Raw genomic sequence first — 24,177 nt, 5'->3', positions numbered from 1 at the left:
GATGGAGGCGGTCACCGAAGATCGTTCCGGGCAGATCGGATCTTGTGGGCCGATCGGAAAAGATCGTTCGTCGTCCGCTTTGGGATCCGCCATCCCGCGCGGCTAGCGTGGGACCCGATGAGGACCTCGAGGATCGATCGACGAATGTGCGAGGCGCCGGGCGGGCCACAGCCCCCGGCGTCCCGGCGGCACGACCGCTGACGCCACCGCCCGAGCGTCCCCCTCCCCCGCACAGCACCCTCTGCCCTCCACGCTCCGCCCACCCGCGCCTGCGGCCACGTCGCCGCGCCGCCGGTCGGGCCCGTCGACCTGCCCGTCGTGAGGAACCTTCCGTGATCACCCTTCAGCACATCTCCAAGACCTTTCCCGCCCGCCGTCGCAGCCCCGCCGTCACCGCGCTCGACGACGTCAGCCTGAGCGTGGAGCGCGGTCAGGTCATGGGGGTCGTCGGCCCCTCCGGGTCGGGGAAGTCGACCCTGGCGCGCGTCGTCAACCTCCTCGAGCGTCCCTCCGCCGGCACCGTGACCGTCGACGGGGTCGAGCTGACCGCCCTGCGCCCGCACGAGCTCGACCGGGCCAGGCGCCGCATCGGCATGATCTTCCAGCAGTTCAACCTGCTCGACTCGCGCACCGCCCGGGGCAACGTCGAGCTGCCGCTGGAGCTGGCCGGCGTGGGGACCCGCGAGCGCCGGGCGCGCGCCGCCGAGCTGCTGGAGCGGGTGGGACTGGGCGACAAGGTGGACGCCCACCCGGCCCAGCTCTCCGGCGGCCAGCGCCAGCGCGTGGGTATCGCGCGGGCGCTGGCGCCCCGGCCCACGGTGCTGCTGTGCGACGAGGCCACCTCCGCGCTCGACCCGGTCTCCACGTCCTCGGTCCTGGCGCTGCTGCGCACCCTGACCGACGAGCTCGACCTGACCACGGTGCTCATCACCCACGAGATGGACGTCGTCAAGCGCGCCTGCGACCGGGTCACCCTCCTGGAGGCCGGTCGGGTCGTCGACTCCGGCGCCCTGGGCGACGTCGTCCGGCGGCCGAGCTCGCCCCTGGCCACCCGGCTGCTGCCTCCTCCAGCCGCTCCCGGCGGGGAGCAGGTGGTCGAGGTGATCGTCGGCGCCACCGAGCACGACACGGTGCTCACCGACCTCATCCGCCTCCACGACGTCCGCGTGGCCGTGCTCGCCGGCTCGGTCGAGACCCTGGGCGACCAGCGGTTCGGCCGGCTCCAGCTGCGGGTCGACGGTGCCCCCGAGCAGGTGCGGGCCGCCCTGGACCACCTCGCCGTCCACCAGCACGAGGCCGGTGAGGACGACGGAACCGGCTCCACCGACCCCACCGGTGACGTCACGGACCGTCCCGCCGCCCGCACCCTCGAAGGAGCCCTCGCATGATCGACTGGGACCGCATCGGCCCGGCCCTGTGGCAGGCCACCCTGGAGACCACCTACATGGTCGGCGTCTCCATGGTGCTGGCCGTCCTGCTCGGGATCCCCCTCGGCGTCCTGCTGCTGCTCACCGCCCCCGACGGGCTGACGCCCCGCCGGGTCGTCAACCAGGTCCTCGGGGCCTTCGTCAACGTGGGCCGGTCGGTGCCGTTCATCGTGCTGCTCGTCCTCGTGGCACCGGTGACCCGGCTCCTGACCGGCACGACCATCGGGTCCACCGCCACGATCGTGCCGTTGACCATCGCCGCTGTGCCCTTCTTCGCCCGCCTCGTGGAGGCCTCGCTGCGCGAGGTGGCCCCGGGCAAGGTCGAGGCGGCCCGCTCCATGGGAGCCAGCACCCGGCAGATCGTGCGCGTGGTCCTGCTGCCCGAGGCCCGCCCCGGCCTCGTGGCCGCCGGGACGGTCACGCTCGTGGCCCTCATCTCCTACTCGGCCATGGCCGGCGCGATCGGCGGCGGCGGACTGGGCGACTTCGCCATCCGGCACGGATACCAACGCTTCGACACCGGCGTCACGGTGGCGGTGGTCGTGGTCCTGCTCGTCATGGTCCAGCTGCTGCAGTCCGCCGGGGACCGCCTGGCCCGTCGGCTCGCGCACCGCTGAGCCGGGCGGGCGCCCCATACCCCCTGCCCTGCCCGTCCTCGCCTCCTGACCTCCCCCGTTCTCCCGAGCCCCCAAGGATCCGTCATGCCGTCCTCCGCACCCCGCCGTCCCGCCCTCGTCACCACCGCCCTGGCCGCCGCCCTGGCCCTGTCCGCCTGCGGCTCGGCGAGTGGTGGTGCCGGCTCCGACCCCGGCTCCGACGCCGCCACCGGGACCTCCGACCCGCTGCGGGTCGCCGTCACCCCCGTGCCGCACGCCGACATCCTGGCGTTCGTCGACGACGAGCTGGCCCCGGAGGTCGGCCTGGACCTGGAGATCATCGAGTTCACCGACTATCTCCAGCCCAACTCCGCCCTGGACGAGGGCTCGGTGGACGCCAACTACTACCAGCACGGTGTCTACCTGGCCGACCAGGAGGAGCAGGCGGGCTACGACTTCACCGGGCTGGCCACGATCAGCTTCCAGCCGATGGGCCTGTACTCCAGCACGGTGACGGACCTGGACGCCCTGCCGCAGGGCGCCACGGTCGCCCTCCCCAACGACCCGGTGAACGGCTCGCGCGGGCTGAAGCTGCTCGCCCAGGAGGGACTGATCACCCTGGCCGACCCCGACGCCGCCGTGCCGACCCTGCTCGACGTCACCGACAACGCCAAGGACCTGCAGTTCGAGGAGGTCGAGGCCGCCCAGCTGCCGCGCAGCCTCGGTGACGTCGACGTCGCGGCGGTGCCCGGCAACTACGCGCTCGACGCCGACCTCTCGCCGCAGGACGACGCCCTCGTCGCCGAGGACACCAGCGACACGACCTACGCCAACCAGCTCGTCGTCCGCGCCGGCGAGGAGGAGGACCCGCGCCTGCAGCAGCTGCTGGAGCTGCTCACCTCCGAGGAGGTCCGCCGCCACATCGAGGAGACCTACCGCGGGGCCGTCGTCGCGGCCTTCTGACCCGCACCACCCCGTGGCATACCCACCGCACGGCACACCCGCTCCGCCCCGCGGCACACCCCGACCACCCCATCGACGAAGGAGACCCCATGCGCACCCACCTCCCCCTCACCGCCCTCCTCCCGGCCGCGGCCCTGCTGCTGACCGCCTGCGGCACAGGCACCGCCCCGAGCTCCGGCACGGACGACGCCGACGCCGGGACGGGCCCCCTGACGGTCGGCGTCTCCCCCGTCCCGCACGCCGAGATCCTGCAGTTCGTCGACGACGAGCTGGCGGCCGACGCGGGCCTGGACCTGGAGCTGGTCGAGTTCACCGACTACGTCCAGCCCAACGTCGCCCTCGACGACGGCTCGCTGGACGCCAACTACTTCCAGCACGAGCCCTACCTGGCCGAGCAGGAGGCCGCCGCCGGCTACGACTTCGAGGCCGTCACCCCCGTGCACCTCGAGCCCCTGGGCCTGTACTCCGAGACGCTCGGCTCGGTCGAGGAGATCGGGGACGGCGCGCAGGTCGCCATCCCCAACGACCCGACCAACGGCGCCCGCGCCCTCCAGCTGCTCGCCGACCAGGGCCTCATCACGCTGGCCGACACCGGCGAGGCGTCGGCCACCGTCCTCGACGTGGAGGAGAACTCCAGGAACCTGGACTTCGTGGAGATCGAGGCCGCCCAGCTGCCGCGCAGCCTGCCCGACGTGGACGCCGCCGTGATCAACGGCAACTACGCCATCGAGGCCGACCTGTCGCCGGCCGAGGACGCCATCGCGGCGGAGTCCGCCGAGGGCAACCCCTACGCCAACCTGCTCGTGGTCCGGGCGGGCGACGGGTCCGACCCCCGCGTCGCCGCCCTCGCGGAACTGCTGGGCTCGGCGGAGGTGGCGCGGTTCATCGAGGAGACCTACGCCGGCACGGTGGTCTCCGCCCGCTCCTGACGGGTATGCCGTGCCGCAGGGGCCGCTGGGGCGCACCCACCGGCCCCTGCGGCATACCCGCCCTCCTAGCATCTGATCATGCACACCGGCACCCGCTTCCTCGATCTTGCCGACCCCGCCTTCGACGTGACGGGCACCGAGGTGCGCGACGCCCGGGAGGAGGCCTTCTGGGCGCGGACCAGCTACGGGTACGCGGTGCTGCGGCACGCCGAGGTGACCGCACTGCTGAAGGACCGTCGCTTCCGGCAGGGCAACGCCCGGTGGCCGGCGCAGAACGGCATCTCCTCGGGCCTGTTCAGCGACTGGTGGCAGAGGGTGCTGCTCTCGCTCGAGGGCGAGGACCACCTGCGGCTGCGACGGCTGCTCAACCCGGCCTTCAAGCAGAGCGCGGTCACGCCGATGGTTCCGGGCTTCACCGCGCTGGCGCACGAGCTGGTCGACGGCTTCAGCGGCCGCGGGTCGGTCGAGCTCGTCGGCGAGTTCGCCGAGCCCTACGCCTCCCGCGTCCTGTGCAGGCTCGTCGGTCTTCCGGAGGAGGAGTGGGCCCAGGTCGCGCACTGGGCGGACGACCTCGGCAAGTGCTTCGGCGTGCGGATCCGGGAGGACCTGCCGCGCATCGAGCGGGCGCTGGAGGGGCTCTACGGCTACTGCGACGACGTCGTCCGGGACCGCACCGCCGCCCCGCGCGACGACCTCGTCTCCGACCTCGTGCGCTCCCAGCAGGAGGGCAGGCTGTCGGCCGAGGAGCTGTCGGTCGCGCTGGTCTTCCTCGTCTTCGCCGGCATGGAGACCACCCGCAACCAGCTCGGCCTCGCCGTGCAGACCCTGCTGGCCCACCCCGGCCAGTGGCGCCTGCTGGCGGAGCGGCCGGAGCTGGGCCGCAACGCCGTCGAGGAGGTGATGCGGGTCAACCCCACCGTCACCTGGATCACGCGGGAGGCGCTCGAGGACGTCGACCTCGGGGACGGCCTCGTGCTGCGGGAGGGCGACATCGTGCAGGTGCTCTCGCACAGCGCCGGCACCGACCCGCGAACCCAGCCGGACCCGTCCTTCGACATCACGGTCGAGCACCCGATGCACATGGGCTTCGGGGGCGGCGTGCACCACTGCCTGGGCCACTGGGTCGCACGGATGGACATGGCCGTGGCCCTGCCGGTCCTCGCCGCCCGGATGCCGGACGCCCGTGCCGACGGTCCCGGGGAGTGGCTGCCGGTCTCCGGGAACACCGGCGCGGTCCGCTACCCGCTCGCGTTCACGCCCACCCCCGCCGGGGGCAGGTAGCCGGGCACGAGCCGCGCACCGTTGTGCCACAGGACGTCCCGCAACCAGTCCTCGCCCAGCCCCCAGCGGTGGAGCGCCTCGAGCTGGTGGGCGTAGGGGTAGGGGACGTTGGGGAAGTCGCTGCCCAGCACGACCCTGGACCTCAGCTCGGCGAGACGGCCGAGGAAGCGCGGCGGCACCGGGGCCAGGCGCTCCATGAAGTCGGTGCCGACCATCGTGGTGTCCAGGTGCACCCGGTCGTGGGCCTCGACGAGGTCGGCGAAGGCGTCGTAGTCCGGCATCCCCATGTGCGCGACGACGAGCGTCAGGTCCGGGTGGTCGCCCAGCAGGCGGGCCACCCCCTCCGGGCCGCTGAAGCGCCCCGCCCGCGGTCCGTGCCCGGCGTGGATCACCACCGGCACCCGGGCCCGGGCCAGCACCTCCCACGCCTCGTCGAGCTCCTCGTCGTTGGGGTCCAGGTCGCTGACCACCACGTGCACCTTCACCAGCTGCAGTCCGTCGCCGACGGCGTCCCGCATCTGCTGCGCGACACCGGGTTCGGGGTAGAGGGTCGCGCACCGGAGCACCTGGGGGTGGGCGTCGGCGAACTCGGCGCACCACGCGTTCAGCGACGCCGCCATCCCCGGCCGGTGCGCGTAGGTGAGCGCCGGCACCCGCCGCACCCCGAGGGCCGCCAGGGTCTGCAGCCGGTCCTCGGTGCCGGTGCGGTAGTGGATCGGCCAGGCCACCCCGTAGTGCCGCTCGCCCTCGTCGAAGTAGGCCCAGATCCTTCGCATGAGCCGGTCGGGGTGGAAGTGCACGTGCACGTCCGCCAGGCCCGGGAGACCCAGGTCGCGCAGGTATGCCGCCACCTCGCCGTCCGCGCGCGGTGCCACCGGGGCGGGCCCGGCGCTCATCCGGCGGCCCGGCGCAGCGCGTCGCCGGCCTGGACGCCGTACCCGCCGCCGAAGAGGAGGGCGTGGACGAGCAGCGGCACGAGCTGGTAGACCGCGACCCGCTCGCGCCAGCCGTCGGCGAGCGGCAACTCCTCGACGTAGGCCGCGAACACCCGGCCGCTGAACCCCCCGAACAGCTGCATCATCGCCAGGTCGACCTCCCGGTGCCCGTAGTGCGCGCACGGGTCGATCAGCCAGCTGCGCCCCGCCGGGTCGAGCAGCCGGTTCCCGCCCCACAGGTCGCCGTGCACGAGGGTGGGCGGCTCGGGCGGCCCCAGCCGGTCGAGGTCGATCCGCTCGGCGAGCGCTGCGGTGTCCGGGTCGAGGCGCCCCTCGTCGGCCGCCCGACGGGCGAGCGGCACGACCCGGCGCTCCAGCCAGCTCCCGGCCCAGGAGGGGGTCGGGGTGAGGTCGACGGGACAGGCGCCGAGGTAGGCGGTCGACTCCTCGTCGACCGAGCCGTAGCGCTGCCCCGTGGTCCGGTGCAGGGCGGCCAGCTCGCGGCCGAACTGCTCCTCGGTCGCCGCCGTCCGGCCGTGGCCCTGCGGCACCCAGGCCAGGGTGATCCGCTCCGCGTCGACGGCCAGCACCTGCGGAACCCGCGCCCCGGCCTGCGCGAGCGCCCGCAGGCCGGCGGCCTCGCGCTCGAAGAACCGGGGCGGGGCCCCGGTCAGGGTCTTGGTGAAGACCTCCGTGCCGTCGGGCAGGTGGTCCCGGGCCGGCGTGCCGGTCGGGTGCGCGGAGGTCACGCCCCGCCACCCTCCTCGACGAGCTCATCGGCCAGCTGCTCGACCAGGTCGGCGGCGCCCGTGGCGTAGGCGAGCCAGTCCTGGCCCTGGTCCTGGCGGCGCAGGACCTCCTGCGCCCACCGTTCGCGCGCACCCTCCAGGACCGCGACGGCGGCGGTGCCCCTCCCCTCGCCGGCCAGCTCCTCCCGCAGCGCCCGGACGATCTCGCTCGCCGCGGCGTACCTGCCCTCGTGGAGCTTGTAGGCGGGGAACGGACGGCCGTCGCGGGCCAGCGAGCACGCGCTGGTGGGACCCGCGAGGTCGGTCATCGTGAGGACGGCCTCGGCGCGCAGCTCGGCAGCCCTGGCCTCGATCCGGTCGGCGAGCCCCTCGGGCCCGTTGCCGGGGGCGTTCACGACGCCGTCCGGTGCCGGTCGAGGACCTGCTCCAGGGAGCCGTCGGCGATGGCCGCGACGAGGACGTCCACGGCCCGCTCGATCTGGTCGTACATCTCCACGTAGGCCACCTCGGGTCGCCCCCACGGGTCCGGCACGTCCTGCACCCCCTCCTCGGCGTCGGGGGCGAAGACCCCCAGCCGGACGACCTTGCGGACGTCCTCGGCACGCCGGGCCAGCGCACGGACGTCCTGCTCGTTGGCCTCGTCCATCACCACCACCAGGTCGGCCCGCTCCAGGTCCGCCGGCTCCAGCTGGGCGGCCCGGGTGGTGAGCTCGTAGCCGCGCCGCTCCCCCTCCGCCCGGCTGGTGGGGTGCGGTCGCTCGCCCACGTGGTAGTCGGCCGTGCCGGCCGAGGAGACCCGCACCTCGTCCAGGCCGGCCTCGGACAACCGACGCACCAGCACCGCCTCGGCCGCCGGCGAGCGGCAGATGTTCCCCAGGCAGACCGTCATGATGTGCATGGGCGCCAGTCAAGCAGACGTCGTCGGGCCTCCGGCGGGGCCCCGGACCGCCCCGGAGGGCCCGACCACGGCCCACGTGGGATGCTGGGCCGATGGACGCGCAGGTCAGGGACGTGCTGGTGGCCAAGGAGGCCGAGATCGTCGAGCAGATGACGACGCTCAGCCGACCCATGCAGGAGCAGGGGAGCATCTCCTTCGGCAAGCGGGTCGGCGACGGCACCGCGATGGCCGTGGACCGGCTCACCGCGGTGACGGCCCACGACAACCTGCAGGGCCTGCTCGACGCCGTGCGGCACGCGCAGGCCCGCCTCGATCAGGGCCGCTACGGCGTGTGCGAGGTCTGCGGGAGCTCCATCCCCGCCGGTCGGCTGGAGGCCCGTCCCTGGGCGACGACCTGCGTGGCCCACAGCACCTGAGGCGCACGGCGCCCGGCCCGGCGCCCGCCCCGACCGTCGTCAGCCCCTGCTCAGCCCCCGCCCTGCGGCACCTCCTCGGTGTGGCGCACGGCGTGCTCCAGGAACAGCTGGGCCGAGGGGAGCATCAGCTGGTCGGTCGACCAGGCGATGCCCACGTCGCGGTGGGCCAGGGGGTCGTCCAGGGTCAGCAGCGTCAGGCCCTCGTGCGTGGGGACCCACGCGTCGGGGACGGGCAGGACCGCCACGCCCAGCCCCGCGGCGACGAACGCCCGGGTGGTGGGCAGGTCCTGGCAGACGAGGGCCACCCGGGGGTCGAACCCGGCCCCCCGGCACAGCCGCAGGGCCACCTCCCACAGGTGCGAGCGCGGATGGGTCGCCACGAACGGTTCGGCGGCGGCCTCGGCGAGGTCGAGGTGCGTCCGCCCCGCCCACCGGTGCTCCGGCCCGACCGCCAGCATCAGCGGCTCCCGCACCAGCACCCGCCAGCGGATCGTCCGGTCCTCGGGCGGGCGGGTGGTGAACTCCAGCTCCACACCGGTGGGCCCGCCGACGGCCAGGACCAGCTCCTCCTGCTTGGAGACCAGCTCCACGCCGACCCCGGGATGCGCCCGCCGGAACCCGCTCACCAGCCCAGGCACCAGCCAGGTCCCCAGGGAGGGCTGGAAGGCCAGGCGCACCGTGCCCGCCTCGGGGTCCAGCAGCTGCTGCACCGCGGCCAGCCCGTCGTCGAGCTCGTGGACGGCCGCGTCCACGTGCCGCTTGAACGCCACGCCGGCGCGCGTCATCCGCAGGGTGCGCCCGGAGCGTCCCAGCAGCGGCGTCCCGACCTCGGCCTCGAGCCGGGCCAGGGCACGGGAGATCCCCGACTGGGCCACCGACTCCAGGTCGGCCAGCTCGGTGAGGGTGAGGCCGTCGGCCACCTGCTGGAACCACCGGAGGGTACGCACGTCCATCGACCCATGCTTGCAGAACAAGAGTGATATGTCATCCGTACATTGGACGCATAGTGCCTGTTGAGCCACAATGGGGACATGTCAACAACATCGCAGATGCCCACGACCGCCCAGCGTGCGGAGCTCGCGGCCCTCGCCCAGGTGCCCGTCGTGCTCGGCACGGCCTCCCCGGCCCGCCGCGGCTCCCACCGTCCGCGCCTGGCCTTCCTCGGCCGCACCAACCGTTCGGAGTCGGCGAACGACGCCGCCGTGCCGCCGCGCCGCATCGCCGGCCGCTTCACCCTGCCCCGCTGACCACCGCCACGGCCGGGACGTTCGGCCGCACGACCTACGGAGGCGTAGGGTGATGGGTGACATGTCTTCGACTCAACTCCACCAGCTCGACCGGGTCGTCATCCGTTTCGCCGGGGACTCCGGCGACGGGATGCAGCTGACGGGCGACCGGTTCACCTCCGACACCGCCTCGTTGGGCAACGACCTGTCCACCCTGCCCAACTTCCCGGCGGAGATCCGGGCCCCCCAGGGGACCCTGCCCGGCGTCTCGAGCTTCCAGCTCCACTTCGCCAACCACGACATCGCCACCCCCGGCGACGCCCCGGACGTCCTCGTCGCGATGAACCCGGCGGCGCTGCGCGCCAACCTGGGAGACCTGCCCCGCGGTGCGACCCTCATCGTCAACAGCGACGAGTTCGGCCGCCGCAACCTGGCCAAGGTGGGGTACAGCGCCAACCCTCTGGACGACGGGTCACTGACGGACGCCGGCTACCACGTCCACGCCCTGCCCCTGACCTCCATGGCGGTCGAGGCGCTCACCGACTTCGAGCTGACCCGCAAGGAGAAGGAGCGGGCCAAGAACATGCTGGCCCTGGGCCTGCTGTCCTGGCTCTACTCGCGGGACACCAGCGGCACCGAGGCCTTCCTGCGGGCCAAGTTCGCCCAGGCGCCGGACGTGCTGGAGGCCAACCTGGTTGCGCTGCGGGCGGGGCACGCCTACGGCGAGACGACCGAGGACTTCGCCGTGCGCTACGAGGTGGCGCCGGCCCCCATGCGCCCCGGCACCTACCGGACGATCACCGGCAACCAGGCGATGGCCCTGGGCCTGGTCGCGGCCGCCCGGCGCGCCGGGCTCCAGCTGGTCCTGGGCTCCTACCCGATCACCCCCGCCTCCGACGTGCTCCACCAGCTCTCCGCCCTCAAGCACCTGGGCGTGACGACCCTGCAGGCCGAGGACGAGATCGCCGCCGTGGGCATGGCCCTCGGCGCCTCCTTCGGCGGGGCGCTCGGTGTGACGACGACCTCCGGGCCCGGGCTGGCCCTCAAGAGCGAGACCATCGGGCTGGCGGTCTCCACCGAGCTGCCCCTCGTCGTCGTGGACATCCAGCGCGGCGGCCCCTCGACCGGGCTGCCGACCAAGACCGAGCAGGCCGACCTGCTGCAGGCCATGTACGGCCGCAACGGGGAGTCCCCCGTGGCCGTCGTCGCCGCGAGCTCGCCCAGCGACTGCTTCGACGCGGCCCTGGAGTCGGTCCGCATCGCCACCACCTACCGCACGCCCGTCATCCTGCTCTCGGACGGCTACCTGGGCAACGGGTCGGAGCCGTGGGCCGTGCCGGACGTGGCCTCCCTGCCCGACCTCACCGTGGAGAAGGCCACCACGCCCAACGCGGTGGACGAGGCCGGCGAGCCGGTCTTCCACCCCTACCTGCGCGACGAACGCACCCTGGCCCGGCCGTGGGCCGTCCCGGGGACCCCCGGCCTGGAGCACCGGATCGGCGGCATCGAGAAGGCCGACGTCACCGGGCACATCTCCTACGACCCGGCCAACCACGACCGGATGGTCCGGCTCCGCCAGGCCAAGATCGACCGGATCGCCGACACGGTCCCGCCCCTGGAGGTCGAGGACCCCGACGGTCGGGCCCGCGTGCTCGTCCTGGGCTGGGGCTCCACCTACGGACCCGTCGCCGCCGCCACCCGGCTGGTGCGCAGCTCCGGAGCGCCGGTCGCCCGGGCCCACCTGCGGCACCTGAACCCGTTCCCGGCCAACCTCGGCGAGGTGCTGCGCAGCTACGACCGGGTGCTGCTGCCGGAGATGAACCTCGGCCAGCTGGCCCTGCTCCTGCGCGGGCGCTACCTGGTCGACGTCCGGTCGCACACCGCCGTCCGCGGCCTGCCCTTCACGGCGGCCGAGCTGGCCGAGGTGATCCACGCACACCTGCTGGAGGTCACCGAGGGGTCCGAGGAGGGACGCCGCTCATGAGCACACGCACCACCGACATCGGTATGCCGTCGCGCGGGGGCACCGCGGGCGTGCCCGCCCTGCAGGACGGGTCCGCCCAGACCAAGAAGGACTTCACCTCCGACCAGGAGGTGCGCTGGTGCCCCGGGTGCGGCGACTACGCCGTGCTCGCGGCGGTCCAGGGGTTCCTGCCCGACCTGGGGCTGCGCCGGGAGAACATCGTCTTCGTCTCCGGGATCGGCTGCTCCAGCCGCTTCCCGTACTACCTGGACACCTACGGCATGCACTCCATCCACGGGCGCGCCCCGGCCATCGCGACCGGCCTGGCGACCGCCCGGGAGGACCTGTCGGTGTGGGTCGTCACCGGTGACGGCGACGCGCTCTCGATCGGCGGGAACCACCTCATCCACGCGATGCGCCGCAACGTCAACCTGACGATCCTGCTGTTCAACAACAAGATCTACGGGCTGACCAAGGGCCAGTACTCCCCCACCTCCGAGGTCGGCGCGGTCACCAAGTCCACGCCGGCCGGCTCCGTGGACCACCCGTTCAACCCGGTCTCCCTGGCGCTCGGCGCCGAGGCCAGCTTCGTGGCCCGCACGATGGACTCCGACCGCAAGCACCTCACGGAGGTCCTGCGCCAGGCCGCGGAGCACCGCGGCACGGCCCTGGTGGAGATCTACCAGAACTGCCCGATCTTCAACGACGGTGCCTTCCAGCTGCTCAAGGACCGCGACGAGGCGACCGCCCGCCTGGCCCACCTGCGCGCCGGCGAGCCGGTGCGCATCGGCGACGGTGAGGACGCCCGCGTGGTGGTGCGGGAGGACTCCGGCCGGCTGGCCGTCGTCCCCGAGACCGACGCCGACCCCGCCCGGGTGGTCGTGCACGACCCGACCGACCCGGACCCCTCGACGGCCTTCGCCCTGTCCCGCCTCGACGACGCGAGCATGCAGCACGTGCCGATGGGCGTCTTCCGCGCGGTGAGCCGCCCCACCTACGACGACGGTGTGCGGGCGCAGGTGGCCGCGGCCGTGGCCGCTGCCCCGCCGGCCGGAACGCCTGACGAGGAGCTCGCCGCGCTCCTGCGCGGCCGGGACACCTGGACGATCGACGGCACCCGGGCCGGCCAGGTCGAGCAGACCCTCGCCGGCGAGACCACCGAGGGACCCATCCCCGCGGCCGGCGACGCCCTGGTCGAGGAGCGCGAGGAAGCGCTGGACGAGGAGTGACCGAGGCGCGCCGTCGGCAGGAGGGCACGGCCGCCGGCTTCCTGGCCTACCTGCTCTGGGGCGCCTTCCCGCTCTACTTCGCCACGCTGCGACCGGCCGGACCGTGGGAGATCCTGGCCCACCGCATCGTGTGGACCCTGCTCTTGTGCGCGCTCGTCCTGCTGCTCACCCGCGACGTGCGCTGGCTGGCCGACCTCGCGCGCCGGCCCCGGCGGGCCGGCGGGGTCGCCCTGGCCGGGCTGCTCATCGCCGTCAACTGGGGGGTCTACACCTACGCGGTCCTCAGCGGGCACGTCACCGAGGCCGCCCTCGGCTACTTCCTCAACCCCCTGGTCACCGTGGCCCTCGGCGTGGTGGTCCTGCAGGAGAGCCTGCGTCGTGCCCAGTGGGTGGCCGTGGGCGTCGGCGGGATCGCCGCGGTCTACCTGACCGTGGACTACGGCCGCCCCCCGTGGATCTCGTTGGTCCTGGCCGTGAGCTTCGCCTCCTACAGCCTGCTGAAGAACCGGCTGGGCATCTCCCTGTCCCCCATCCGCAGCCTGGCCGGCGAGTCGCTGGCCATCCTGCCGGTCGCGGTCGTGGTCCTCGTGTGGCTCTCGGCACGGGGGGAGACCACCTTCCTGGCGCACGGCGGCGTGCACACCCTGCTCATGGTCTCCACCGGGGTGGCGACGGCGGTCCCGCTGCTCCTCTTCGCCGCGGCGGCCAGCCGGGTGCCGCTGTCGACCATCGGCCTGCTGCAGTTCCTCACCCCCGTCCTGCAGCTGATGACCGGTGTGCTCCTCCTCGGTGAGACCGTGCCGGCCTCGCGCTGGGTCGGCTTCGCCATGGTCTGGCTCGCCCTGGCGGTGCTGACCTGGGACATGGCCAGGCACGTGCGTCGGTCCGTGCGCGCCCGGCGGGACCTGGTCGAGCCCGCCCCCTGAGACCGGGGTATGACGCACCTCACAGGTTCGTGCACTCAGGGCAATTTTGCACACCGTGCACGTCCGCGTATCCTGTGGGGGTGACCGAGCCGACCACCGCGGGCAGGGCACCGGCCGACGCACCGGCCGGTCGGCGAGAGCTCAACAAGGCCCGCACCCGCGAGGCCGTCGCCAGCTCTCTGCGCACGCTCCTGGTGCGCCACCCCGTCGCCGACATCACCGTCGACCAGGTCGCCGAGGGGGCCGGGATCTCCCGCCGCACCTTCTTCAACTACTACGGCGGCATCGCGGCCGTGCTGGCCGACGTCATGCGCGGGCACACCACCCACCTGGTGGAGGGGCTGCAGACCGATCCCCTGGGCGAGGACCCGGTCGCCTCGCTACGCCGCGTGCTGCGGGACCGGGGCCTGTCCGCGGAGTTCCTCACCTGGATGGCCGCCCTCAACTGCCACGGCTCCACGAGCGAGACCGCGGTGCTCGTCGAGCGTGCGGTCTGGACCGACCTGGGCGACTGGTTCCGCGGCCTGCTCGTCGAAGCTCTTCCCGCCGAGGTCGACCCGGTCTACGTCGCCACCCTCGCCGACGCCGTCATGAGCGCCTTCGCGGCGGCCGAGCAGCCCTGGCTCGCCCGGCTCGACGGCCGGGTGGACCTCACCGCCGAGGACGTCACCGCGTTCCTCGAGCACCTCGACCGGGCGCTGGGCTACGTCGCCGACGGCTGGGCCCTGCCGACCGCACCGGGCCCCTGACCGGACGACCCGCGCCGGACCCCACCGCGGGGCCCAGGACCACGCCCGGGTCGCCCGGACCCCGCCGGGGCACGACCACCGGGCCCGCCCACGCCATACCCCTCCCCCGCCGTTCGTGAAAGGACCACCACCGTGGCCATCCTCCTGCACCGCCTCGGACGCTGGTGCGCCGACCGCCGGTGGCTCGTCGTCGCCGCGTGGAGCACCCTGCTGGCGCTCCTGGTCGCGGGCACCGTCCTGCTGTCCAAGCCGTTGACCAACGAGTTCTCGCTGCCCGGGGCCAGGTTCGCCCAGGTGCTGGAGACCCTGCAGCGGGAGATCCCCGAGGCGGCCGGCACCACCGGCACCGTCGTCCTGCGCAGCGACACCCCCTTCGACGACGAGCAGGAGGAGGCGATCGCCGACGCCGTCCAGGAGTGGGAGTCGGTCGAGGGCGTCTCCGCGGTCGACCCGGTGGCCGCCCAGGCCGAGCTGGAGGCAGGACGCACCCGGATCGAGCAGGCACGCGCCGAGCTGGAGCAGGGCCGCGCCGACCTGGACGCCGGGGAGCAGGAGCTGGCCGACGGCCGCGAGCAGCTGGAGCAGGGCCGCGACGAGCTGGCCGGGAGCAGCGCCCAGCTCGAGGAGGGACGGGCCGAGCTCGACGCCGGCGAGGCCGAGCTGGCCACCCAGGCCGAGCAGCTCGACGCCGCCCAGGCCGAGCTGGACGCCCAGCTGGCCGAGCTCGACGCCGGCGTGGCCGCCGGGATGGTGCCGCCGGCCGCCGAGCAGCAGGCCCGCGCCGAGATCGCCGCGGGTCAGGCCCAGCTGGATGCCGGCCGGGAGCAGCTGGAGGCCGGGCGGGCGCAGCTGGAGGCCTCGCGCGCCGAGCTGACCGCCGGCGAGGAGGCGATCGCCGCGGGCGAGGCCGAGCTCGAGGCTGCCGAGGAGGAGATCGCCCGCGGCGAGCAGGAGCTCGAGGACGGCCGGGCCGAGCTGGTCGAGGGCCAGGAGGCGCTGGCCGCCGGTGAGCGGGTCACCTCGCTCACCGAGGGCACCCTCCTGGTCAACGAGGACCGCACCGTCGCGATGTCCCAGGTCACGGTCGAGGACGCCTCCGGGACCCTCGCCCCCGAGACGCGCGAGGCGATCCTGGCGGTCTCCGACGACCTGGCCGCCGCGGACGTGCAGGTGGACTTCTCCAAGGAGCTCACCGACGACCTGTCCAGCCTGCTCGGACCGGGCGAGGTCATCGGCCTCGTCGTCGCCGCGGTCGTCCTGGTCGTCATGCTCGGCTCGCTGCTGGCCGCCGGGCTGCCGCTCCTCATGGCGCTCGTCGGGGTGGGCGTGGGCCTGGGCGCCGCGATGACGCTGACCCAGTGGATCTCGATGAACTCGGTCACCCCCGCGCTCGCGCTCATGCTCGGCCTGGCCGTCGGCATCGACTACTCGCTCTTCCTCATCAACCGGCACCGCCAGCAGCTGCGGCACGGGATGGGGGTGCGCGAGTCGCTCGCCCTGGCCGTGGGGACCTCGGGCAACGCGGTCACCTTCGCCGGGCTCACGGTCATCATCGCCCTGGCGGCGCTGACCATCACCGGCATCCCGTTCCTGGGGGTGATGGGGCTGGTGGCGGCCGGCACCGTGGCGGTCGCCGTCCTCGTGGCCCTCACGCTGACCCCCGCCCTGCTGTCCCTGCTCGGCCTGCGCGTGCTCCCCCGGCGCGAGCGGGAGGCCGTGGCCCGGGGCGACCTGGCCGTGGCCCGGGCCGAGGACGAGCGGGAGGCCGACGTCCGGCGCGGCTGGGCCGCGTGGGTGCAGCGCCACCCCTGGCTGGTGATCGTCGGTTCGCTGGCCCTCGTCGCCGGGCTGGGCTGGCCGGTCGGCCAGCTGCGCCTGGGCCTGCCCGACGGGTCGACCGAGCCGGCCGGCTCCACGGCGTACCGGACCTTCGACACGGTGCGCGAGGAGTTCGGGGCGGGGGCCAACGGCCCGCTCCTGGTCGTCGCCGAGCTGGACGCACCGGTCGCCGACGGCGAGACCGCGCTGCTGACCACCCAGGCTGACGTCGGTGAGCAGCTGGCGGCCGTCGACGGGGTCGTGCGGGTGCTGCCCGCCGGGGTGAGCGCGGACCGGGACACGCTCGCCTTCCAGGTGCAGCCCGAGGGCGGTCCTGCCGACGCCTCGACCGAGGCGCTCGTGGACCGGCTGGTGCCCGTGCTCGACGACCTGGGCCAGGAGATCGGCGCCGAGGTCGGCCTCACCGGGGCGACCGTGGCCAACATCGACATCTCCGGCCAGCTCGCGGACGCCCTGCCGCTCTACCTCGTCGTCGTCGTGGGGCTGTCGCTGATCCTGCTCCTGCTGGTCTTCCGCTCGGTCGTCATCCCGCTGCTGGCCACGGGCGGCTTCCTGCTCAGCCTCGTCGCCTCGTTCGGCGCCGTGGTCGCCGTCTACCAGCTGGGTCACCTCTCCGGCGTCTTCGGGGTCAACGAGCCGGGACCGGTCCTCAGCTTCCTGCCGACCCTGCTCATCGGGATCCTCTTCGGGCTGGCGATGGACTACCAGGTCTTCCTCGTCTCGGCGATGCGCGAGTCGCACGTGCACGGGGAGGAGGCCCGCCGGGCCGTGGTGACCGGCTTCAACCACAGCGCCCGGGTGGTGACGGCCGCGGCGATCATCATGATCTCGGTCTTCGGCGGGTTCGTCTGGGCGCACCTGGCGATGGTGCGGCCGATGGGGCTGGGGCTGGCGGTCGGCGTGCTCATCGACGCCTTCCTCGTCCGGATGACGCTCACCCCGGCGATCATGTCCCTGCTCGGGGAGAAGGCCTGGTGGCTCCCACGCTGGCTGGACCGCATCCTGCCGGACGTGGACGTGGAGGGCGCCCAGCTCGAGCGCGCGCTCGCCGGGCCGACCCAGGACGCGGCGACCTCCTCCGCTCAGGAGCCGGTGGCGACCCCCAGCCGCTGACCGGCGGCCTGCGCGAGCGCCCGGGCGCCGGCGCGGGCGGCCCGGTCGCCCTCGGTGACCTGGACCGCCAGCCGGCGCCCGTCGGAGCGCCAGACCACCAGGCCCGGGCCGGCGTCCACGACGTAGGACGTCCGGTCGGGCAGGGGCCGCAGGCCGATCCCGCCCCAGGCCATCGGGTCCAGGTCGAGGACCTCCACCCCCACCACGTCGCCGGCGGGCACCCGCAGCAGCCGAGCGGGCAGCACGCCCGAGCGCACCTGGAGGCCGTCCTCGTCGACCCGGAGGGTGACCCGGGACCAGGCCAGGGCCAGCCCGCCGCCGGCGAGGCCGAACAGCAGGACCCCCAGGGTCAGGAGCACCCCCTCGCCCAGCAGCAGCACGACGACGGCCGTGAGGCTGAACACCGCCAGCAGGACCAGTCCCTGGACCCGCAGGGTGCCCGAGGTGACGTCGCTCGTCCACACCGGCACGGGGGCGACGGCCCGCCCCCGCAGCGCCTGCACGCGGGCCCGTTCCGGCACCCGCCGCAGCAGCTGGTCCCGGGGCAGCGCGCGCGACCCGTGCAGCCGGTGGCCCACCCACCCGGCGAGGACCGCGGCCACCCCCACGACCGTCCACCGCAGACCCGGCGCCACCGCCCCCAGCAGCGGCACGGCATACCCGCCCCAGCCCAGGGCCGAGGCCGCAGCCAACCCCCACCGGCCCCAGCCCGCGGGCACCACCCTGCTCAGCAGCGCCACCCCCGCCGCGGCGAGCGCGGCCATCACGGTGGCGGTCAGCCCGGTCTGCAGGAGCCCGACGTCGACGGCCGCGCCGCCGCCCCGGGCCGTCCAGGGCAGGGTCAGCAGCAGCAGGGCCAGCGGGAGCATGGCCCACAGGCCGGCCAGGACGCGGCGCACGGGGTTCCTCTCGGGCGGGGGCGGGACCGCTCCAGGGTATGCGGCCGCGCACCCGGTCACGGAACCGTCACCCGCCCGCCGACCAGGGTTCACCGCGGCGTCGCCGGCGTGGCCATCGGGGCGGCCTAGCGTCGCCGACGACCGGGGCCGCAGGGTCCCGGGACGCCACCGCCGACGAAGGACGAGAACGTGACCGCTCCGACGACCCGCCGCTCCCTGCTGCCCCTGCTGAGCTTCTCCGAGCACCTCACCAACCGCAGCGCCGCGACCTGCCGCTACCGGTGCGGAGACCAGTGCTCCCAGCCGGTGCCCAACACCTCCGCCAACGCCTACTTCGGCGACGTCGTCGCCGCTTCGGTCTCGCGCCGGGCCGTGCTGCAGGGCGGTGCCGGTGCCGCCGTCGTGACCAGCCTCGCCTGGGGCACCGCCGAGAACGCCAACGCCGCTCCCGGCGGGGGCCGGGGCCGGAAGAACCTCGCCGGGTTCGAGCCGATCGCGCCGACGCCCGCCCACGTCGACGAGCTCGTCGTCCCCGAGGGCTACACCTGGTCGCCGGTCGTCTCCTGGGGCGACCCCGTCGAGCCGGGCGCCCCCAAGTTCGACGCCTCCCACCAGACCGTGGAGGCGCAGATGAAGCAGGCGGGCTACAACGCCGACTACCTCGCCCTGCGGCGCGGCGGCGCCGGGAACGACGCCGCCGACAAGGCCCTCATCGTCTTCAACAACGAGTACACGAACCCCGAAGCGATGTTCCCCGGCTTCGACGGCGTCCTGACCGCGGAGCAGGCGCGGATCGAGATGGCGGCGCACGGCATGACGATCGTCGAGGTCGAGCGCCGCAACTCCTTCTCGCCGTGGGTCTACGACAGGCACGGCGCCCGCAACCGGCGGATCCACACGTGGACCGAGTTCGCGGTCGACGGTCCGGCCGCCGGCCACGAGGCGCTGCGGACCGCCGCCGACCCGACCGGGACGGTCGTCCTCGGCACCCTCAACAACTGCGCCGGTGGCGAGACCCCGTGGGGCACGAGCCTGTCCGGCGAGGAGAACTTCAACCAGTACTTCAACGCCACCGGCGCGGACGACGGTGACGGCCGGCTGGCGCGCTACGGCATCACCTCGGGCGGGCGCGGCTGGGAGCAGGCCGAGCCCCGCTTCCTGGTCGCCGGGGAGCCGAACGAGGTGAACCGGTTCGGCTGGATCGTCGAGGTCGACCCGGACGACCCCGCGTCGACGCCGGTCAAGCACACCGCCCTGGGCCGCTTCAAGCACGAGGGCGGCACCGTGCGGCTGGCCGCCGACGGTCGGGCCGTCGTCTACATGGGTGACGACGAGCGGTTCGACTACGTCTACAAGTTCGTGTCGAAGGACCGCTACCGCGAGGGCGACAGGCGGCACAACATGACGCTGCTGTCCGAGGGCGACCTCTACGTCTCCCGCTACACCGGCGACGGGCTCGGCGACGGCGAGTTCGACGGCTCGGGGCAGTGGCTCCCGCTCGTGGAGGGTGGCGCCTCGACGGTCCCCGGCATGACGGTGGCCGAGGTGCTCCTGTGGACCCGGACGGCCGCCGACCAGGTCGACGCCACCAAGATGGACCGTCCCGAGGACGTCGAGCCCAACCCGCACACCGGCCGCGTCTACGCCGCGATGACGAACAACACCCGCCGTGCCCCGTCGCAGATCGACGAGGCCAACCCGCGGGCCAACAACAAGTTCGGGCACGTCATCGAGATGACCGAGGCCGGGGACGACGCCGCGGCGCTCACCTTCGGCTGGCGCATCGTCCTCATCGCCGGGCGGCCGGAGGACCCGGGCAGCTGGTTCGACGGCTTCGACAAGAGCCTGGTCAGCCCGATCAGCTGCCCGGACAACGTGGCCTTCGACAGCCAGGCGGACCACCTGTGGATCTCCACCGACGGCGCCCCGGGCACCATCGGCACCTGCGACGGCATGTTCCTTCTGCCGACCGCCGGACCGGAGAAGGGGCGGGTCCAGCAGTTCCTCTCGGTGCCCGCCGGCGCCGAGTGCTGCGGCCCGGTCGTCTCCTGGGACGACCGCTCCGTGCTGGTGTGCGTGCAGCACCCGGGTGAGGGTGGCCTGCCCAGCAGCTACCCCTACCTGGGCGACCCCGTGCCGCGGCCGGGCGTGGCGCACGTCCACCGCGTGCAGCGGGGCAGGGGCCGGGCGGGCCGCTGACCGGTGTCGCGGGTCCGGCACCGACCGCCTGTCGGCCCCGGACCCGCGACCCGCTGGTCTAGGTTGGAGGCGCCATGACGACGACCTCCGCCAGCAGCGACCCCGAGGACACCCTCGGTCTGGTCGTGCACACCGTCCGGCAGATCGCGGCCGCCGACGTGGGCGACGTCCGCCACGCCATGAGGACGGCGCTGGCGGGGGCGCGGCACCTGACCGGTGCGCGGGCCGCCGTGCTCACGGTCGAGGACGAGGAGCACCCCGGCTGGGTGGCGCAGGTGCTCACCGACGGCGTCGCCCCCGACGACCCGGTCGTGGAGTCGCTCACCGCCTCGGCCCCCCACGACGGTCCCGAGGCGGTCCTGCACGCGCCGGTGGTCGTGGGTGGCCTGCGCTACGGGTCGCTGCACGTGGTCGGGGTCCCCCCGACCGCCGGGCGCGCGGCCCCCAGCTGCCTGCGCCTGGTGGCCACGGTGCTGGGGCTGCGGCTGGGCAAGGAGCGCCAGCGCCAGGTGGCCGGTCTCTACGAGGCGGTGGCCGGCTCCCTGTGGGCGATCGACCGCACGATCGTGGAGCAGGTGGACCTGGAGGTCACCCTGCCGCTGCTGACCGACCGCGCTCGCGAGCTCACGGGCGCGCGCGCCGTGGCCCTGGTCGGGACGCGTCCGGACGGGGAGCTGCGCGTGCTGGCGGCCTCCGGCCCGGAGGCCGGGGCGGCCCTGGCCGAGCTGGGGCCGGACCTGCGCGAGGTGATGGCCGACGGGTCGCCGCACCACTGGACCACGACCCGCGACCCGGTCTCGCTCGCGGCGACCGCCACCCCGCGCACCTCCGCCGCCGGTCCTGACCCCACGGAGCGCAGCAGCACCAGCCTCGTCCCGCTGGACACCCGGGCCGGTCTGCCCGTGGTGCTCGTGGCCCACCGGTGGGCACCGGCCCCGGGCGTCTCGGCCCAGCAGGTGCGGGACGTCATCAGCGCGCTGGCCCTGCACGCCACCCTGGTCCTGGACCGGGAGCACGGTGAGCGCGACCACGACCTCGTCACCCTGCTGCAGGACCGCGACCGGATCGCGCGCGACCTGCACGACCTCGTCATCCAGCGGCTCTTCGCCGTGGGCCTGACCCTGCAGGGCTCGGCCCGGCACAGCCCGGACGCGGAGATCGTCGAGCGGCTCGACGGGGCGGTGGCCGAGCTGGACCAGACGATCCGGGACATCCGGGCCACGATCTTCGAGCTGCGCCACCACCCGGGGGCGGGCAGCTTCCGGGCCGACCTGCGTCAGCTCGTGGAGTCCTACGCCTCGACCCTCGGCTTCGCCCCGGTCGTGCACCTGCGCGGCCCGCTCGACACCGTGGCCGACGAGGAGGTGCACACCCAGGTGCTGATGGTCGTGCGCGAGGCGCTGTCCAACGTGGCCCGGCACGCGCGGGCCACCTCGGTCGTGGTCACCGCCGAGGTCCTCGACGACCCCTCCGGCCTGCGGCTGGTCGTGCGCGACGACGGGGTGGGCATCGGGTCGGACGTGGCCGAGTCGGGGCTGGGCAACGTCCGCGCGCGGGCGCGGGAGCGCGACGGTGCCGTGCGGCTGCGCCGGGTGGAGCCGCACGGCACCGAGCTGACCTGGTCGGTCCCCCTGTAGTCCTCAGACGACGGCGACCGCGCAGGTCGCGTCCTCCACGACCGCGCACGCCCGCGGGCCGCGGGGCAGCACGAGCAGCTCGGCGCGCCGTCCCAGGTCGAGCAGGGTGGAGACGGGGTGCCGGTCGGTCACCAGGGTGCGCAGCTCCACCGAGGGGTATGCCGCGCGCCACGGTTCCAGCAGCCGCTCGAGCCGGCGCGCCGCCAGGCGGGCGTGCTCGTCCCACACCTGCGCGATCGAGCGGCCCTCCGCGGCGGCCGAGGAGGGCACCGCCCAGTGCAGCACGGCCAGCAGGGGACGGCGCTCGCGTGCCGCCCTGGAGGCCGCCAGGGTCAGGACCTCCTCCGGTCCCACGGCCCGGTGCTGCGGGAGCGGCCCCGATCCCGTGCCGGCCCAGCCGGCGTCCGGTGAGACGTCGACGACGACGGGGGCGTCGGCCGCAGGCCGGCCCCCCTCCGCCGGGACGACGACCGTGACCGGGCCGTCCTCGTGCACGAGGCGGCGGGCCGTGGAGCCCAGGCTCAGCCCGTCGAAGCCGCCGGCACCCCTCCGGCCGACGACCAGGACCCCGGCCCGCGCCGCCTCCCGCAGGGCGGGGGCCGCCGGCCCCTCGCCGCGGTGCGTGGTCGGGGTCGGTCCGACCCCGGACGCGGAGGCCTCCGCGGTCGCCCAGGCGACCGCGGAGGCGGCGGAGGCCGACCCGTCCACGCCCACCAGCACCGGACCCAGGGCCCGGACCGTGGCGCTCACGACCCGACCGCCGATCTCAGCGCAGGAAGCGCGAGGGAGAGACCCGGGCCCACCACTCGCCCAGACCCAGGAAGGACCAGGACGCCGGGACCGTGGCGATCACGACCATGACCAGCACACCGCTCAGGTGGTCATCCAGCACCGGGTTGTTCACCATCGGCAACGCCGCCAGGTACATGAACAGGTACATGAACGCACCCGCCACCGCACCCACCCGGGCACCAGCACCCAGCATCAACGTCACACCGATACCCAGCAGACCCGCCATGAACAGCACGTCCCACACCGCACCACCGGCCATCGCGTTGAACACCCCCGCGAACGGACCCTCCACCCCCGAGAGGTACCCCGTCGTCGGCGACCCACCGTTGACCACCGCCCGCTCCGCCGGCGTGGCAAAACCCAGCCCGAACAGCTTGTCCAGGAACGCCCACAAGAACGTGAACCCGAACGCGATCCGCAGCACACCCAACGCATACCCACCCGCCATGGGCAGGTAGTGCTTCTCACCCACCAGACCATCCAGGTGGGGGTCGACCCTGATCTCGCTACGAGCAGTCATGACAGCCAGCTCCTTCTCTCATCGTGTTCCGCTTGGCTGACACCACCCTCCCAAGAACACGACCCCCCGTAGTAGAGGCACAGGTCCACACCCGGACAGGACCAAGGTCCCCACCCCCACCACCCACACGGACCCCACCCCACCCGCCGGCACCGCCACCCCGGGGGCCTGGCCCCCGAGGGAGACCTACTTGTCGAAGAGCTTGGCGCCCAGCACGGCCGCCTGCGTGCGCCGCTCCAGGCCGAGCTTGGCCAGGACGTTGGTGACGTAGTTCTTGACCGTCTTCTCGGCCAGGTACATCGTCGAGGCGATCTGACGGTTCGTCATGCCCTCGGCGATCAGCTCCAGGATCCGTCGCTCCTGGTCGGTCAGCAGGGCCAGCTTGTCGGCCTGCGGGTCTCCGCGGCGCAGCCGGTCCATGACCTTGGTCACCAGCGAGGGGTCGATGAGGGAGCGCCCCGACGCCACGCTGCGGATCCCCTCGATGAGGTCGGTGCCGGCGATCTGCTTGAGGACGTAGCCGTCGGCGCCGGCCATGATCGCGGCGAAGAGCGCCTCGTCGTCGTCGTAGCTGGTGAGGATGAGCCCGCGGATCGCGGGATCTGCGGCGCGCACGTCCCGGCAGACCTCCACCCCCGATCCGTCCGGCAGCCGGCCGTCCAGGACGGCCACGTCGGGAGCCAGCTCGACGATCTCCCGCACCGCCGTCACGGCGGACCCGGACTCCCCCACGATGAGCAGGTCGGGCTCGGCGGAGAGCAGGTCGTGCAGCCCGCGACGCACGAGCTCGTGGTCGTCGAGGAGGTAGATGCGGATCTGCCGTCCCTCGTCCCTGCCGCCGACCGCGGGGTCCTGGGTGTCCATGTCGCTGAGGTCCTTCCGGGTCGTGGG

Annotated in this window: 23 protein-coding genes; 14 read left to right on the top strand and 9 right to left on the bottom strand. The window is 74.1% G+C overall.

The window, feature by feature from the left end:
• Nucleotides 1-332 precede the first annotated feature (332 nt).
• The 5 genes from ACWHYA_RS08395 to ACWHYA_RS08375 all read left to right on the top strand — a co-directional run bounded on the left by ACWHYA_RS08395 (nt 333) and on the right by ACWHYA_RS08375 (nt 5,196).
• Nucleotides 333-1,388, top strand: coding sequence for a methionine ABC transporter ATP-binding protein (locus ACWHYA_RS08395; RefSeq protein WP_425944152.1), 1,056 nt, complete (start codon nt 333-335; stop codon nt 1,386-1,388).
• Nucleotides 1,385-2,044 (top strand): methionine ABC transporter permease, encoded by a 660-nt coding sequence (locus ACWHYA_RS08390; RefSeq protein ID WP_425944154.1) that lies wholly within the window; start codon nt 1,385-1,387, stop codon nt 2,042-2,044. The genes ACWHYA_RS08395 and ACWHYA_RS08390 overlap by 4 nt, the downstream gene beginning before the upstream one ends.
• Nucleotides 2,045-2,128: 84 nt before the next feature.
• Entirely contained in the window at nt 2,129-2,986 is an 858-nt protein-coding gene (locus ACWHYA_RS08385) for a MetQ/NlpA family ABC transporter substrate-binding protein (RefSeq protein ID WP_425944156.1), read from the top strand.
• Between the two features lie 89 nt (nt 2,987-3,075).
• Nucleotides 3,076-3,915 (top strand): MetQ/NlpA family ABC transporter substrate-binding protein, encoded by an 840-nt coding sequence (locus tag ACWHYA_RS08380; RefSeq protein ID WP_425944158.1) that lies wholly within the window; start codon nt 3,076-3,078, stop codon nt 3,913-3,915.
• A gap of 78 nt (nt 3,916-3,993) precedes the next feature.
• The gene (locus ACWHYA_RS08375) at nt 3,994-5,196 is read left to right on the top strand and encodes a cytochrome P450 (RefSeq protein ID WP_425944160.1); all 1,203 of its coding nucleotides are present in this window, start codon (nt 3,994-3,996) and stop codon (nt 5,194-5,196) included.
• Here ACWHYA_RS08375 and ACWHYA_RS08370 read toward each other — a convergent pair.
• Genes ACWHYA_RS08370 through ACWHYA_RS08355 form a run of 4 tightly spaced genes read right to left on the bottom strand, consistent with a single transcriptional unit; the run spans nt 5,154 to nt 7,778 of the window.
• Nucleotides 5,154-6,092, bottom strand: a complete 939-nt coding sequence (locus ACWHYA_RS08370; protein WP_425944162.1) for an amidohydrolase family protein — start codon at nt 6,090-6,092, stop codon at nt 5,154-5,156. The two genes, ACWHYA_RS08375 and ACWHYA_RS08370, sit on opposite strands and share 43 nt — an antisense overlap.
• Nucleotides 6,089-6,880, bottom strand: coding sequence for a fructosamine kinase family protein (locus ACWHYA_RS08365; protein WP_425944165.1), 792 nt, complete (start codon nt 6,878-6,880; stop codon nt 6,089-6,091). Before ACWHYA_RS08365 ends, ACWHYA_RS08370 begins: the two co-directional genes overlap by 4 nt.
• On the bottom strand, nt 6,877-7,275 hold the full coding sequence (locus ACWHYA_RS08360) for a hypothetical protein (protein WP_425944167.1): 399 nt from the start codon (nt 7,273-7,275) through the stop codon (nt 6,877-6,879). Before ACWHYA_RS08360 ends, ACWHYA_RS08365 begins: the two co-directional genes overlap by 4 nt.
• Nucleotides 7,272-7,778, bottom strand: a complete 507-nt coding sequence (locus tag ACWHYA_RS08355) for a low molecular weight protein-tyrosine-phosphatase (protein ID WP_425944169.1) — start codon at nt 7,776-7,778, stop codon at nt 7,272-7,274. The genes ACWHYA_RS08360 and ACWHYA_RS08355 overlap by 4 nt, the downstream gene beginning before the upstream one ends.
• Nucleotides 7,779-7,870: 92 nt before the next feature.
• Between ACWHYA_RS08355 and ACWHYA_RS08350 the strand changes: the two genes are divergently transcribed.
• Nucleotides 7,871-8,194 (top strand): TraR/DksA family transcriptional regulator, encoded by a 324-nt coding sequence (locus tag ACWHYA_RS08350; RefSeq protein WP_425944171.1) that lies wholly within the window; start codon nt 7,871-7,873, stop codon nt 8,192-8,194.
• A gap of 50 nt (nt 8,195-8,244) precedes the next feature.
• Here ACWHYA_RS08350 and ACWHYA_RS08345 read toward each other — a convergent pair whose 3' ends face one another.
• Nucleotides 8,245-9,147, bottom strand: coding sequence for a LysR substrate-binding domain-containing protein (locus tag ACWHYA_RS08345; protein WP_425944173.1), 903 nt, complete (start codon nt 9,145-9,147; stop codon nt 8,245-8,247).
• 78 nt (nt 9,148-9,225) lie between these two features.
• Between ACWHYA_RS08345 and ACWHYA_RS08340 the strand changes: the two genes are divergently transcribed.
• The 6 genes from ACWHYA_RS08340 to ACWHYA_RS08315 all read left to right on the top strand — a co-directional run bounded on the left by ACWHYA_RS08340 (nt 9,226) and on the right by ACWHYA_RS08315 (nt 17,239).
• Nucleotides 9,226-9,441: a hypothetical protein gene (locus tag ACWHYA_RS08340; RefSeq protein WP_425944175.1), complete on the top strand. Its 216-nt coding sequence runs from the start codon at nt 9,226-9,228 to the stop codon at nt 9,439-9,441.
• Between the two features lie 61 nt (nt 9,442-9,502).
• Nucleotides 9,503-11,404, top strand: coding sequence for a 2-oxoacid:acceptor oxidoreductase subunit alpha (locus tag ACWHYA_RS08335; protein ID WP_425944177.1), 1,902 nt, complete (start codon nt 9,503-9,505; stop codon nt 11,402-11,404).
• Nucleotides 11,401-12,612 carry a 2-oxoacid:ferredoxin oxidoreductase subunit beta gene (locus ACWHYA_RS08330; RefSeq protein WP_425944179.1) on the top strand — a complete coding sequence of 404 codons (1,212 nt, stop codon included), beginning with the start codon at nt 11,401-11,403 and terminating at the stop codon, nt 12,610-12,612. Before ACWHYA_RS08335 ends, ACWHYA_RS08330 begins: the two co-directional genes overlap by 4 nt.
• Nucleotides 12,609-13,538 (top strand): EamA family transporter RarD, encoded by a 930-nt coding sequence (gene rarD, locus ACWHYA_RS08325; protein WP_425944181.1) that lies wholly within the window; start codon nt 12,609-12,611, stop codon nt 13,536-13,538. Before ACWHYA_RS08330 ends, rarD begins: the two co-directional genes overlap by 4 nt.
• 80 nt (nt 13,539-13,618) lie before the next feature.
• Entirely contained in the window at nt 13,619-14,287 is a 669-nt protein-coding gene (locus ACWHYA_RS08320; protein WP_425944183.1) for a TetR/AcrR family transcriptional regulator, read from the top strand.
• Nucleotides 14,288-14,419: 132 nt separating this feature from the next.
• Nucleotides 14,420-17,239 carry an MMPL family transporter gene (locus ACWHYA_RS08315; protein WP_425944185.1) on the top strand — a complete coding sequence of 940 codons (2,820 nt, stop codon included), beginning with the start codon at nt 14,420-14,422 and terminating at the stop codon, nt 17,237-17,239.
• On the opposite strand, the gene ACWHYA_RS08310 is transcribed toward ACWHYA_RS08315, so the two are convergent.
• Nucleotides 17,209-18,138 (bottom strand): hypothetical protein, encoded by a 930-nt coding sequence (locus ACWHYA_RS08310; RefSeq protein WP_425944187.1) that lies wholly within the window; start codon nt 18,136-18,138, stop codon nt 17,209-17,211. The two genes, ACWHYA_RS08315 and ACWHYA_RS08310, sit on opposite strands and share 31 nt — an antisense overlap.
• 189 nt (nt 18,139-18,327) lie before the next feature.
• Here ACWHYA_RS08310 and ACWHYA_RS08305 point away from each other — a divergent pair, with 189 nt between their 5' ends.
• Together ACWHYA_RS08305 and ACWHYA_RS08300 are read left to right on the top strand one after the other, a co-directional pair.
• Nucleotides 18,328-20,337: a PhoX family protein gene (locus ACWHYA_RS08305; protein WP_425944189.1), complete on the top strand. Its 2,010-nt coding sequence runs from the start codon at nt 18,328-18,330 to the stop codon at nt 20,335-20,337.
• Between the two features lie 74 nt (nt 20,338-20,411).
• A complete protein-coding gene (locus tag ACWHYA_RS08300; RefSeq protein ID WP_425944191.1) occupies nt 20,412-21,974 on the top strand; it encodes a sensor histidine kinase in 1,563 nt (520 codons plus the stop codon).
• 3 nt (nt 21,975-21,977) lie between these two features.
• Here ACWHYA_RS08300 and ACWHYA_RS08295 read toward each other — a convergent pair whose 3' ends face one another.
• The 3 genes from ACWHYA_RS08295 to ACWHYA_RS08285 all read right to left on the bottom strand — a co-directional run bounded on the left by ACWHYA_RS08295 (nt 21,978) and on the right by ACWHYA_RS08285 (nt 24,150).
• Nucleotides 21,978-22,724, bottom strand: coding sequence for a universal stress protein (locus ACWHYA_RS08295; protein ID WP_431473066.1), 747 nt, complete (start codon nt 22,722-22,724; stop codon nt 21,978-21,980).
• A gap of 16 nt (nt 22,725-22,740) precedes the next feature.
• A complete protein-coding gene (locus tag ACWHYA_RS08290) occupies nt 22,741-23,286 on the bottom strand; it encodes a hypothetical protein (RefSeq protein ID WP_425943118.1) in 546 nt (181 codons plus the stop codon).
• A 186-nt stretch (nt 23,287-23,472) separates the two neighbouring features.
• Nucleotides 23,473-24,150, bottom strand: coding sequence for a response regulator (locus ACWHYA_RS08285; RefSeq protein WP_425943119.1), 678 nt, complete (start codon nt 24,148-24,150; stop codon nt 23,473-23,475).
• Nucleotides 24,151-24,177 lie beyond the last annotated feature (27 nt).

The organism is Ornithinimicrobium carbonis (genome assembly GCF_977012275.1).
This window is presented reverse-complemented; position numbering and strand designations above follow the sequence as displayed.